Source organism: Photobacterium sp. GB-72 (assembly GCF_003026095.1).
In the GTDB taxonomy this organism is placed as follows: Bacteria; Pseudomonadota; Gammaproteobacteria; order Enterobacterales; family Vibrionaceae; genus Photobacterium.
Genome location: NZ_PYNV01000009.1, coordinates 22,593 through 35,978 on the forward strand (window position 1 = coordinate 22,593; position 13,386 = coordinate 35,978).

General features: G+C 36.9%; 10 protein-coding genes. All 10 read right to left on the bottom strand.

The window, feature by feature from the left end:
- Positions 1-44: 44 nt before the first annotated feature.
- Positions 45-713 carry a Bax inhibitor-1/YccA family protein gene (locus tag C9J40_RS11470; RefSeq protein WP_005368338.1) on the bottom strand — a complete coding sequence of 223 codons (669 nt, stop codon included), beginning with the start codon at positions 711-713 and terminating at the stop codon, positions 45-47.
- A gap of 248 nt (positions 714-961) precedes the next feature.
- On the bottom strand, positions 962-1,738 hold the full coding sequence (locus C9J40_RS11475; RefSeq protein ID WP_369917481.1) for an amino acid ABC transporter ATP-binding protein: 777 nt from the start codon (positions 1,736-1,738) through the stop codon (positions 962-964).
- 13 nt (positions 1,739-1,751) lie between these two features.
- Complete coding sequence (locus C9J40_RS11480) at positions 1,752-2,849, bottom strand: amino acid ABC transporter permease (protein WP_107206366.1); 1,098 nt, start codon at positions 2,847-2,849, stop codon at positions 1,752-1,754.
- 5 nt (positions 2,850-2,854) lie between these two features.
- Positions 2,855-4,054 carry an amino acid ABC transporter permease gene (locus tag C9J40_RS11485; protein ID WP_107206367.1) on the bottom strand — a complete coding sequence of 400 codons (1,200 nt, stop codon included), beginning with the start codon at positions 4,052-4,054 and terminating at the stop codon, positions 2,855-2,857.
- A 108-nt stretch (positions 4,055-4,162) separates the two neighbouring features.
- Positions 4,163-5,191 carry an amino acid ABC transporter substrate-binding protein gene (locus tag C9J40_RS11490; protein ID WP_107206368.1) on the bottom strand — a complete coding sequence of 343 codons (1,029 nt, stop codon included), beginning with the start codon at positions 5,189-5,191 and terminating at the stop codon, positions 4,163-4,165.
- A 583-nt stretch (positions 5,192-5,774) separates the two neighbouring features.
- Positions 5,775-7,004 carry an OFA family MFS transporter gene (locus C9J40_RS11495; RefSeq protein ID WP_107206369.1) on the bottom strand — a complete coding sequence of 410 codons (1,230 nt, stop codon included), beginning with the start codon at positions 7,002-7,004 and terminating at the stop codon, positions 5,775-5,777.
- A 313-nt stretch (positions 7,005-7,317) separates the two neighbouring features.
- Positions 7,318-8,544 (bottom strand): sodium/glutamate symporter, encoded by a 1,227-nt coding sequence (gene gltS / locus C9J40_RS11500; RefSeq protein WP_107246909.1) that lies wholly within the window; start codon positions 8,542-8,544, stop codon positions 7,318-7,320.
- A gap of 650 nt (positions 8,545-9,194) precedes the next feature.
- Positions 9,195-9,536: a hypothetical protein gene (locus C9J40_RS11505; RefSeq protein WP_107206371.1), complete on the bottom strand. Its 342-nt coding sequence runs from the start codon at positions 9,534-9,536 to the stop codon at positions 9,195-9,197.
- 70 nt (positions 9,537-9,606) lie between these two features.
- Complete coding sequence (locus tag C9J40_RS11510; RefSeq protein WP_107246911.1) at positions 9,607-12,675, bottom strand: EAL domain-containing protein; 3,069 nt, start codon at positions 12,673-12,675, stop codon at positions 9,607-9,609.
- Positions 12,676-12,860: 185 nt separating this feature from the next.
- Positions 12,861-13,385 (bottom strand): hypothetical protein, encoded by a 525-nt coding sequence (locus C9J40_RS11515; protein WP_107206373.1) that lies wholly within the window; start codon positions 13,383-13,385, stop codon positions 12,861-12,863.
- Position 13,386: the final 1 nt, after the last annotated feature.

Here is a 13,386-nt window from a genome sequence, read left to right on the forward strand (position 1 = left end):
CCCGCAAGATAGCGGGCATTTAGTATTAAGAATAGCGGTTGCTATTAGTTATTATCGCTGTTGATAACACCAAGAATTTGCAACAAGCTTAGGAACAGGTTGTAGATAGAAACGTACAACGTTACTGTCGCTGAAATGTAGTTTGTTTCACCACCACGAACAATTGACTGTGTAGTCAATAGAATTGCAGCTGATGAGAACAGAACAAACATACCGCTAATAGCAAGTGACAGCATTGGCATCTTCAAGAAGATATTAGCAACCACTGCAACAAGAATTGCGATAAAGCCTGCCATTAACATACCGTTTAAGAACGATAGGTCACGTTTAGTTGTTAGTGCGTAAGCTGAACAGCCAAGGAAAGTTACTGCTGTACCACCTAGGGCAGTCATTACAACATCGCCCATACCCGCGCCAACATACATGTTTAGAATTGGACCTAAGGTATAACCCATAAATCCAGTCAGTGCGAAGACGAAAACTAAGCCTAAGCTGCTATCTCGGTTACGTTCGGTTAAGAAAATTAAACCATAGAAACCTACAAGTAATACAATCCAGTGTACAGGCGGTACATTCATTGCCATCGCTACACCTGCAATACCTGCAGAAAATAACAAAGTTAACGAAAGTAGGAAGTAGGTGTTACGTAGAACCTTGTTGGTAGATAGTAAGCCTTCGTAACCGCCGTCACGATTAACTATACGATCGTTCATAAAAATCCCCTTAGGGTAGTTATATTGAGACTATTAATTTATATATGAGGCTAAATTACCATAAAAGCAAGTTTAACTAAGCACTCAACATTAAAATATTTGTACTGAAGCACGTTATCATCACTTAGCTCGTATATTACTTAACCGCGGCGATGAAAATCAGACAAATGTGTAAGTAAATGTTTCAAAGTAGCAATGAGCAGTAGTACTAATCAATTGTTTTCTTTGAAACATTTAAATTATACGGCTTAATGTAATATTTGGCTTAAGAACAATTGGGTACGATCAGATTTTGGATTATCAAAGAAATCATGAGGATTATTTTCTTCAATGATTTCCCCTTGATCCATGAATATAACCCGATCAGCAACTTGTCGTGCAAACCCCATTTCGTGAGTCACACAAAGCATCGTCATGCCTTCATTTGCCAATTCAACCATAACATCAAGCACTTCTCTAACCATTTCAGGATCGAGTGCTGATGTCGGCTCATCAAAAAGCATAACTTGCGGATTCATACAAAGTGAGCGGGCGATAGCAACACGTTGTTGCTGGCCACCAGAAAGTTGTCCTGGGAATTTATTTGCTTGATCGGTAATTTGAACGCGCTCAAGGTACTTCATCGCTAGGGCTTCTGCTTCTTTCTTTGGCATTTTCTTCACCCAAATAGGAGCAAGGGTACAATTTTCTAATACCGTTAGGTGAGGGAAGAGGTTGAAGTGCTGGAAACACATGCCGACTTCTTTACGTACTAATTCGATATTTTTCAAATCATCAGTTAGCTCTGTACCGCCAACAATAATTTGTCCTTTTTGGTGTTCTTCTAAGCTGTTAATACATCTGATCATGGTTGATTTACCTGATCCTGAAGGACCACAAATCACGATCTTCTCGCCTTTCTTTACTTGTAAGTTAATATTTTTCAGAACATGGAATTGACCATACCACTTATTCACATCAGTTAGCTGGATCATAAGATCAGAGCTGGTGTTATCCGTGTTAGGTTTTGAAGTACTACTCGTCATAATGCTGTCCTTGCTAACGTTTGTGCCCAGTGTGTAATTTGTTTTCTAAATAAATACTGTAACGTGACATCCCAAAACAGAAAATCCAGAAGACTAAAGCAACGAAGACATAGCTTTCAGTTGCAAAGCCTAACCATTCAGGATCGCTGGTGGCTGCTTGCCCTATACCTAATACATCAAACATACCGATAATGAGGACTAAGCTGGTATCTTTAAACAAGCCGATAAACGTATTTACGATAGAGGGAATGGTAATCTTTAACGCTTGAGGTAAAACGATAAGGTACATCTTCTTCCAATACGTTAAACCTAATGCATCCGCTGCTTCATATTGCCCTTTAGGGATTGCTTGTAAGCCTCCACGAATAACCTCTGCCATATAAGCGGCACTAAACATCACCACACCAATAAGTGCGCGGAATAATTTATTGGTTTCCATTTCGGCGGAAAGGAAAAGAGGGAGCATCACCGATGCCATAAAGAGTACGGTGATCAGTGGAACACCTCGCCATAACTCAATATAAACCGTACAAATACTACGAATTATAGGCATTTCTGAACGTCGCCCTAAGGCGAGTACGACGCCGATGGGTAAAGAAACCACAATACCAACAATCGCAATTACTAAGGTAATTAATAGACCGCCCCATAAGTGCGTTTCAACAATCGGTAAACCAAATACGCCACCATAAAGCAGGAAGCCGGCAATGAATGGATAAATGTTGACGAAAAATAGCCATATCCATCCACGATAAGGTGTTTTTTCGTAAGCTAATAGTCCAATGAACAGGGCTAATGTTGCGTAAAAAAGTTTAGGTCGCCACAGCTCTTCTGTTGGATAAAAGCCAAACATAAACTGATCAAAACGGACGTTAATAAATGTCCAGCATGCACCACTACTGGTACATGCATCACGGCTATCACCTGTCCAGTCAGCATTAATAAATGCCCATTCAACGATGTACCAAATGCCTAAAATAGCAAAATAGCCTAAGAGAAATGTCGCGATACTATTGGTCAAAGAGGAAAATAAGTTGGTACGTAACCAGCCTATAATCCCGACGGTATTAGCTGGTGGCGGTAGATCGGGTTGAAATTGATGTTTATTCATAGTGATTACCTCTCTACCAACGCGACTTTCTTGTTATAGATATTCATCACCAAAGAGGTGAATAGGCTTAATGTGAGATAGACAGCCATAGTCATTGCTATGATTTCAATAGCTTGACCTGTTTGGTTTAAGGTTGTTCCTGCAAAGACAGAAATAAGATCGGGATAGCCAATGGCCATCGCAAGCGATGAGTTTTTGGTTAAATTTAAATATTGGCTGGTGAGCGGCGGAATAATAATACGCAGTGCTTGCGGTACAACGACAAGGCGTAAGGTTTTATTTCTCGATAACCCTAACGCTTCAGCGGCTTCGGTTTGACCATGACTAACAGCATTGATACCTGAACGAACAATTTCAGCAATAAATGAAGCGGTATAGATGCTTAGTGCCAGTAAAAGGGCTGCAAGTTCAGGAAGGATGGTTATTCCACCTTTAAAGTTAAAACCTTTAAGTTCTGGATATTCCAAATCAATGGGCATACCTGTGACAAAAAAGGCGATTAACGGCAAGCCTAAAACTAATCCTGTTACGGTTAATAGTACGGGAAGTTGTTGACCTGTTTGTTGTTGTTTTTTCTTAGCATATTGATAAAAGAACAAAGAAATAACAACAGCAATGGCTAAACACCATCCAACAATTTCAGAGCCCGAGCCATAGATAGGGCTAGGAATTGATAGTCCGCGAATATTTAAAAATATAGCTTCGCCTAAGCTGATACTTTGTCGAGGAGAGGGAAGTGCCTGGAGTACTGCAAAGTACCAAAAAAAGATTTGCAGTAATAAAGGAATATTACGAAAGACTTCAATATAAACAGCAGCTAAACGGCTGATTAACCAATTTGAAGAGAGTCGAGCAATGCCCATGATAAAGCCAATAATTGTGGCAAGGATAATACCTAATCCTGCAACTAACGCAGTATTTAGTAATCCAATAACAAAGGTTCGCCCATAAGTGTAAGTTTCATCGTAATCAATCAGTGTTAAGCCAATACCAAATCCTGCTTCTTGGTTAAGAAAGTCAAATCCTGTCGAGATACCTCGTGATTCTAAATTGGTAAGGGCATTATTTACGATGGAGTAAAAAAAGAACACTAGCCCAATAACAGCAATAAGTTGAAAAATAACCGCTCTGAAAGTTGGGTTATAAAAAATGTTCTGTTTGGACTTTGGATTCGATACATCCGATGTATGTGGTGTAGGAGCCATACAACAACCTCAGTTCCTATTGAGATGTAAAAGTAGGGACCCGTTGCCGAATCCCTATATAGTGCTACGTTGTACTATGTTTCTTTCAATAAATATCTATGCGTGTGATTAACGAATTGGTGGTGCGTATTGGATACCACCGTTCGTCCAAAGCGCGTTTAAACCACGTTTAATTTTAAGTGGTGAGCCTTCACCGACAGTACGCTCAAAGCTCTCACCGTAGTTACCTACTTGTTTGATAATCTGGTAGCCCCAATCATCTTTAAGTCCTAAGCCTTTACCTTTTGGTCCATCTAAGCCAATAAGACGACGGATATTTGGATCTTTTGATTCTTTCGCTAATTTATCAATGTTAGCAGAAGTTACATTGAATTCTTCAGCATTGATCATAGTGAAGAGCGTCCAGCGAACGACGTTGAACCATTGGTCATCACCTTGACGGACTACAGGGCCTAAAGGCTCTTTAGAAATAATTTCTGGTAGTACAACAGCTGAATTAGGATCTTTTAAGTTTAAACGCAGAGCATATAGACCAGATTGATCCGTTGTTAATACGTCACAACGACCAGAATCAAAGCCTTTAGATGTTTGAGGTGCTGTATCAAATACAACTGGCTTATAAGTCATACCATTAACACGGAAGTAATCAGCAAGGTTTAGCTCCGTAGTCGTTCCTGATTGGACACAAACTGCCGCACCATCTAATTCTTTAGCGCTTTTTATGCCCATGTCTTTTTTAACCATAAAGCCTTGACCGTCGTAATAGTTAATACCGGTAAAGTTGAGGCCTAAAGAGGTATCACGGTGGAGTGTCCATGTAGTATTTCGCGATAAAACATCAATTTCACCAGACTGTAGTGCAGTGAAACGCTCTTTTGCTGTCAGTGGGATGTATTTAACTTTCGATTTATCGCCAATAGTTGCTGCCGCAATAGCTTGACAGAATTCTACATCAAGGCCTTCCCATTGACCTTTTGCATTAGGGTTTGAAAAGCCAGGTAGACCAGCACTTACGCCACATTGGACATAACCTTGTTTCATCACTTTGTCTAACGTAGTTTCAGCATTGGCGTTTGCAGCAAAAAGGGCAGTTGAAGAGGCTAACGCCGCAAATACCACTGATAATTTATTAGCCATTTGTACCTTCCTTTGTTGGTCTTGATGTGAAATTAAAAATAGATCGTTAATAATTTTAACAACATGTTAACAGTTGTTAATTATAGGAAGAGAAAATAAAAGGTCTAGTGAACGAAAAGATATAGATCACGAAAAGCTAACAAGATGAAAATTAGAATAAAATAATAATCATTACCATATGTGACTAATTATTCATGCTGGGTGCTTTGAATAGTGTGAGGTTAGGGATTGAAAATAATGAGTATATTGGCGTGATTATTGCGCCGTGGCCTTATTTAAACGGGTGTTTTAAGTTGGTGTGCGCAGAGGTTAAGTTGCATCTTGATATCTTCAAAGATGTTCAATTTGCATAATTATGATTTTTTATGCGGTTTGGTGGGAGTGCTGCTTTGTAGTTAAATTGTTTGGTATTTTGTCGTAGCTTAAACTTAAATATCATATTTAGTTGATGCATTAAGTATTTAAGTCTGAATTTTTTGTGTTATTCGAATTAGTGTTTTGAATTTTTTGCGAGTTGGGGAATATCGTCTTATAAAGAAAGACTCAATAAAAATTGAGTCTTTCTTACTTATATTTTAGTTCGTTATGCGTTTGTCGCTTTTGCTGCCAGTGCGACTGAATCTACTTTTTTAGTCACAAAAGAAAGCACAACCGCGACACCAAGCATGATAGAACACACGGTATATGCCAGTGTGTAAGTACCTGTAGTATCAACAGCGAACGCCGCTACGACAGGGCCAATGAAACCACTCACACCCCAAGCGGTATAAAGTACACCATAGTTTGCACCATAGTTTTTCAAACCATAGAAATCAGCAATGATTGATGGGAATACTGCAAGCAGTGTTCCGTAACCAATACCTGCAACGGCTGCACCAATAATTAACGTAAAATCAGACTTAAACGTTGCGAACATTACCATGTTGATTGCTTGCATAATAAAGGCAATCATGAGGGTTTTAATGCCACCGATCTTGTCAGATAGGATACCTGCAACTACACGGCCACCAGAGTTGAATATTGCTAAAATTACAACTAAATATGCAGCATCTGCGATATTTGCTTGTGTTGCTGCAATAGAGGTGATGTTACCAATGATCATCAAACCTGATGCAGAAGCAAATGCATACATTACCCAAAGAGAGTAAAACTGTGGTGTTTTTAGCATTGCACGCCAGTTTAGATCTGCAGCATTACCTGATTTATTATTTACATCGTAGCCAGAAGGGACTTCTGGTGTATAGCCTGCTGGTGGATTGTTAATGGTACAAGCAAGAGGCACTGCAATAATAAGTACAGCAATACCTAATACTAAGAAACTTGTATTTATTCCAACTTCTTTAATCAGGAAAGATGTTAGCGGGGCTAAGTATACAGCTGCTAAACCAAAGCCTGCTGCAATTAAGCCATTAACTAGACCTTTCTTCGAAGGGTGGAACCATTTCATTGCAGATGGGCTAAGACACGCGTAGCCAAAACCGATACCACTACCTGTTAAGATACCGAATGTTACGATCAGTAACGTAGGCGTGGTAGCAAAGCTTGAAATGATCATACCTAGACCAACCATCACTGTACCTAGGATGAGTACTCGACGTGGACCCATACGGTCTTGCAGAATACCTGCCACCAATAATGATAATGAGAAGGTAATAATGGCAACCGTATAAGGTAGCGAAGCGTCGGCATTTGACCAGCCTAAATCAACAACAAGTGCTTTTTTGAAAACACTCCATGCGTAAAGAATACCCATACACAAATTAATGCAGAATCCAGCAAGTAAGATCTGCATTGCTCTATCAAATTTTTTCATACTTTTCTCAATTAAGGCGATGTCAGCAGATCACTTTGCCAACAAAGATAATGTTATATCTAAATGGGTTTTTTAAAGTGCGCGAATCTTATCAAGATTATTTAAATTTAAAATTGGCTAGAAATTGTTTGTTACAAATGAGCTGAAAGTATGAAAGTTAGAGTGTAACTGAATTTGAATAGCGTTTTAATTGAGAGGTGAATGTAATAGGGGTGTTATTTATTTGTGGCGTTATTGAGTGTTTCAAAAGGAATAACAAAAGGGGAAAGAGTGCATCTCTTTCCCCTTTATGAACTATGAAGTGTGATTACTATTAGTGACCAAGGAAACTTATATAGCCCTGTAGTACAAGTAGGTTAGTAATATCAATAAAGAAAGCACCAACAATAGGTACAACCATAAATGCCTGTGGTGATGGCCCATTTCGAGATACAAGTGCCCCCATGTTCATTACAGCTGTTGGTGTTGCACCCATACCAAAGCCACAGTGGCCGCCAGCAATAATTGCGGCATCGTAATTTTTACCCATTACGCGGAAAGTTACGAAGTAAGCAAATAGCGCGAGCACGATGGTCTGTACGATAAGAATCACCAACATAGGTAATGCGAGATCCATTAATTCCCATAAATGCAGGCTCATCAAGGCCATTGCAAGGAATAGGGATAACGAGATAGTACCTAAAGCATCAACGGTTTCCTTATTGATTTTGTAGCACTTAGTGCCTTCACAAAAGTTAGTAATGAAGACACCAATGAAAAGTGCGTAAACAAATTCAGGAATCCGAAGTGCGCTAATACCAAAGCTATCAACAAACTCTTTAGCATGTGATGCACCAGCAACACAGACAAGAAGAATAAATAACACTTCAATTGTATTCTTTGAGGTAATACGATCTTCTTCTTTGTCGCTGTATGTTACAAGATCAGGGTGATCAATATGGTGATTACCACTTTCACCAAAATCTGATTTTAGGTTGTATTTATTAATAAGACGCTGTGCGACAGGTCCGCCAATAATACCCCCCATGACTAACCCAAATGTTGCACATGCCATCGATAATTCAAGCGTATTTAAGCCATAGTCAGTCGAGAAGGTTTGTGCCCAAGCGGCGCCTGTACCATGACCGCCTGATAATGTAATCGAGCCAACAACAAGACCCAGTAATGGATCTAGACCAAGTAGCTTACTTAAGCCAACGCCAACAGCATTTTGAATAACAATAAATACCGTTGCTAAGGCTAGGAATAAGAAGACACGTGATCCACCTTTCGCTAAGAGTTTATAGCTAGCAGCAAGGCCAACTGTTGCGAAGAACATTTCCATTAATGCATTTTTCATACTTAGCTTGAAGCTAATATCAAACCCTTGGAAATGAAAGATTGTTATAATAACAGCAACAACCAAGCCACCAACAATCGGCTCTGGAATGTTATACTTTCTTAAAATCGCAACTTTACTATTAATAAAGTAACCTAGAAAAAGCACGATTATTGCTATGAGCAATGATTCGAGCTCATTAATTTGAATAGTTGTGTTCATCGATAATCTTCTATTGTACTTCTTTGACGCTAATTTTAACGTTTAAAAGGTATTCTTACCATATTGCTATTCAAATTATAATGTAGTAGTCAATTAAGCTTTAAGTGGTGATATTGTATAAAATATCGAATATACCTACTTTAAAAAGTAAATGAAGTTACTTTCTGGTGCTCTTGATGTTATTGAATTGTTTTATTTTTATGCGTTGACGGTTGTTATTTTTCGAAGGTTAAAACTGCAAATAAAAATTACATAAATGTCATCTTTTAAATTTAATTTTTATTATAAAACATATGCTTATCTTATTGTTTTTGCCTAAATCAGTAAGTTGAGTCATATTTATAACGAAATGTGCACTGTAATACGAAGGTTAAAATGAAATTTTAGTTATTATGAATGCAATTGAAAAAAAACGGAAATTTCTCACAATATAAGATTGGTTGTTTTTTGCACAGATGTTTTTTGATTTATTTGGATAAAAAATTAAAAAAATTGAGCGATTTACACTTTAAGAGTATTCAATGCTGTAATTTGTGCTTGTTTTTTGTGTTCTATTTATTGTGATTAAAACTTATTGTAATTTTATTTGGTTATTTACAATAAAAAAGGAAGCTATTGCGATAGCTTCCTTTTGATGAATGAAGATAAAATCAGTTACTGTATTTTTTGAGTTTTAGATCTTTTTTAAGCTGCTGTATATATGCGATACGACTAGGATCTGCCGGTCTTGCTTGTAATTTATTGTTTTCCAATGTTTGTGCTTCATCTGGTAAAACACAACGCCCACTCACGCGTTCATGGTGTTGTTTGGTTTCAAATTCAGCACGTTTTGCAGCTAATTCTTGTTCACGAGCCATCGACTCACGGGCTTTACTTTGATCCGTTGCATCGACAACGACATAGCTATTACGTTTCTGCTGCCGTTGTTGGGCTGTGCCACCAAATTGATCGCGCTGCTTGATAAAGTTATTTAAGTGGTCATCAAAGCTCATCAAAGCATCCTACATAACAATTTCATTACCATAATAATAAGACACATTAAGAATGATGAGAACCTTGTTTTCAACTTAAAGTTGACCTTATTTCATTTGTGTTTAAATATTTCCTCTCAAAATCGGATAATGGTAATGGTTTATCAAAATAAAAGCCTTGTAATTCTTCCACGCCGAGAGATTCTAAGAACTTAAGTTGAACTTCTGTTTCAACACCTTCAGCGACAATTGTTAAATTTAAATTATGAGCAAGTTCTATGATAGAACGACAAATCGTAATACTGTCTTTGTTAAAAGGCAGATCTTTGATGAATTCTCTATCGACTTTTAGAATGTTTATAGGAAAGCGCGAAAGATAAGCGAGGGAAGAGTAACCAGTTCCGAAATCATCAATAGCGATTTTAATGCCTAGTTTACGTAAAGATTTAAGCTGTTTTAAAGCAAAATTAACATCACACATGAGCACGCTTTCTGTTAATTCAAGTTCGAGAAAATGAGGGTTACAACCCGTATTGTTAATCGCTTGTGTTATTGTTTCTACTAAGTCGGCTTCTAATAACTGTCTTGCAGAAATATTGATTGCAATATCAAAGTAATACTCTTTGTCTTGCCAAGATTTTAATTGAAGGCATGCTTGATTTATCAGGTAACGCCCAGCATCGATAATAAGCTCGGATGATTCTAAAACAGGGATAACATCAATAGGTGAACGGTATTCTCCTTTGCTGTTTTTCCAACGTAGTAGGGCTTCAACACCGCACAGTGTGTGTGTATTGGCATTCACCTTAGGTTGATAGAAGTATTCATATTGTTCACTACCAACGGATTTCCGAAGGTCAGACTCAAGTATTAAACGCTGAATGTTTTCCGCTTCCATCGATTCAGTGAAATAGCAGTAGTTGCTACCGGATAATCCTTTAGCGCGATATAAGGCCATATGAGCGTATTTTTGTATCAGCTTTGGGTCTGATTCGGTGTCTGAGCTTAATGCAATACCAATGTTAGTTGAGATAGAAAGTACTTGGCTATCGATAGATAACGGCGCATTAGTATTTTGTAGTAATCGTTCAGCCACTTGCGTGATTGTTTGTAAATCGTGAAATGATCTGATTAAAATGCCAAATTCATTAGTATCAATACGGGCTAAAACATCTGTCTCTCGTAAATTAGATTTTATCCGTTTTGAGACAATTAAAAGGATTTTTTCAATGTCTTCATTACTCATGGATTCATGAAGCTGTTTTGTTAATTCTAAATCGATCACGATGATAGCAATTTGAGCCTTATGTCGAATTGCTTCTTGCATGCTGTGTGCAATATCTTGAGTAAACATTGTTCTATTAGGTAACTGGGTTAATGCATCATAGTGTGCAAGACGGTGTAATCTATTTTCATAACTGACTCTGTCTGTTATGTCTTTGCTTGTTGCTATGTAGTTACAAATATTGCCATCATCACCGCGAATAGGTGAAATGGTATAATCCATATAAATTATATCGTTATCCGTTTTTTTGGTAATAACATGGCGAATGGATTGTCCTGAGACTAATTTGCTAATGAGTTCATCTTGTTCATGCTTATTATCGATATAGTCATTAATACAAATTGAGCTGTGGCTACCAATAAGCTGATTTAAAGGCTTGTTACTCATTTTTACATAAGCCGTATTTACATACTGAATAAAGCCATTTTTATCGGTAATGATAACGGATTCTGCGCTTTGTTCTGCTGCGCGAGATAAGGCTTGTAATTTCTTCTCACGATTAACCCAATAAGTTATATCAGCAATATGAAGTAAAATGTTATCTTCAACATTATCAACTTGCTTAGTTGCAATAACTTCAAGGTGTTTTGAACGTTTATATTTAAGTTTTATATGAGTCTTTAAATGCTCTGTGTTAGGTAATTGATCAATAGTATTAAGTAAGGTTGTGAGTTCATCTTGAATTTGTTTTGAATAGAAGAGACCTATTAATGGTTTTTGTAAAGCGCGAGAATGAATATTAAGTATTTTAAAAGCAGCGTCATTAATCGCTGTAATTTCTCTATTTTTATTGAGTGCTACAATACCATCTTCGCTATTTTTAATAACCGCCGTATATCTTTTTATATTTTGATCTCGTTGCTTACGTAATATCTGTTCATTTTTACGATTCTTAATTAATCGTCGTATCAACATTGCTGAGCTAATAATTAAAATAAAAAACGTAATATAAATGGCGGTTAAACGTATTCGTGTAAAATTAGAAAAATACAGATTGTTCAGTTCTTTATCAAAATTTAGTGAGGAAATTAACACCCACTCAGATGTGTTTTTATCTATATTTTTATTTAATTTTTTATCTTTAAATATCAGTGGGGTATAGGTGTAGAGATAGTCACCAATGATCGTTTGTCCTTTGTTTAATCGTTTTACAGCGTTCCATAAATAAGGATAGGTAACAGAGAAAAGTACGTCATCAGAACTTGTATTATCATCTCTTGATGGGGTCAGTGATTTGTTTAAGTATGGCTGTGTGATCCATTTTGCATCATTGTTAATAATAAAATTTGTACGCTCTTTATTGCTTGCAATATTACTAACAGGGATTTGGTGGTAACTTAGCTGCACAACCCAATTGCTGTGTTCTAATTTTAAATGTTGATAAAATGATACTTTATTTTGATGTTTATAAATGTAACTTATTTTATTATTAAGAGAAAATGTATGATCTATATTTTTTAATTCTTGTGGTTCTTCAATGACTTTACTGTAATCAATATGAAAGCCATCTTTCACCTTGTCCAGGAGAAGAACTTGGCTGTTTTTATAGTCAATTAATCGAATGGAGTCATAGAGCTCTGAGGTAATAAGGATGCTCTTAAATTGTTTTAGTACATTTGCCTTTTCCAAGACCCGTAATGGTTCATGAAGAGGTTCTTGCTGTAATTGATAAGTGAGACGGTTTAAATCTTCAGTGATAGTGTTTAGATGTAAGTAACTAATTTGTATAAGAGAATCTAACTGGCGCAGTTCATTTTCTTTGATATGTTCTGCAAGCTGAACACTGTCTTTCTGGTAAAAATAGAGACTTAAAATAGTCACCATAGCAACTAATGGTACTAAAATGGCAAGAAGATACTGTTTTAACCCATTCACACAGACACCTTAATATGAATCCATAGACATACAATGTATAAGTCTATGCTAAAGTGTTCATATAGTTAAGGGGAAATAATGAGAAACGTGACGGGTAAATATTTCAAGGAAGTTATAAAAGTAACAAGGTAGCATCAAGGTTAAATTTATAAACATAAAATTTAATGATCTTATCTATCATGTTTTTATTGCATATTGTTATAAAAACGGTTTAATTGCGCAATGATAGAAGCCTTGCCTTCACAATTAAAAATTGTTTTTACAGTATCATCAGGTGTTTCAAAAATATGCTTTATAGCGTCTGCACTTTCGTTAGAAATACCATTGATACGATACTCTAAACGTTGGTGAATTAACGAGTCCGTTGCAGTGACATAAATCATATCTATGTCTGTGATACTTTGACGTAGGAAATCACGGTGTTGTTTTTTATAAGCACCTTGTGTAACCACTACACGGGGATAAAGAGTCCGGAAGTGATTAACTTTTTGACTGATACGAATAAAAAAATCATCTCTCATTTCATCCGTAAAAGGCTTGTTCGCAGCAATAACTTCACGCATTTCATCAGTTAAATCGTCATCTGCATGGTAAACAAACCAATCGTCATGAGCACCAATGACATCACCGACAAAAGATTTACCGGCACCAGAAAGACCAAATAAAAATAGGACCGATGGTGCATCGGTTAGTTGAAGACGATGACTCATT

Bases quoted from the DNA above. Each gene is read 5' to 3' on its own strand.
- gltS (WP_107246909.1), bottom strand. From the start codon at position 8,544: ATGAACACAACTATTCAAATTAATGAGCTCGAATCATTGCTCATAGCA.
- C9J40_RS11480 (WP_107206366.1), bottom strand. From the start codon at position 2,849: ATGAATAAACATCAATTTCAACCCGATCTACCGCCACCAGCTAATACC.
- C9J40_RS11485 (WP_107206367.1), bottom strand. From the start codon at position 4,054: ATGGCTCCTACACCACATACATCGGATGTATCGAATCCAAAGTCCAAA.
- C9J40_RS11505 (WP_107206371.1), bottom strand. From the start codon at position 9,536: ATGAGCTTTGATGACCACTTAAATAACTTTATCAAGCAGCGCGATCAA.
- C9J40_RS11490 (WP_107206368.1), bottom strand. From the start codon at position 5,191: ATGGCTAATAAATTATCAGTGGTATTTGCGGCGTTAGCCTCTTCAACT.
- C9J40_RS11515 (WP_107206373.1), bottom strand. From the start codon at position 13,385: ATGAGTCATCGTCTTCAACTAACCGATGCACCATCGGTCCTATTTTTA.
- C9J40_RS11495 (WP_107206369.1), bottom strand. From the start codon at position 7,004: ATGAAAAAATTTGATAGAGCAATGCAGATCTTACTTGCTGGATTCTGC.
- C9J40_RS11470 (WP_005368338.1), bottom strand. From the start codon at position 713: ATGAACGATCGTATAGTTAATCGTGACGGCGGTTACGAAGGCTTACTA.
- C9J40_RS11475 (WP_369917481.1), bottom strand. From the start codon at position 1,738: ATGACGAGTAGTACTTCAAAACCTAACACGGATAACACCAGCTCTGAT.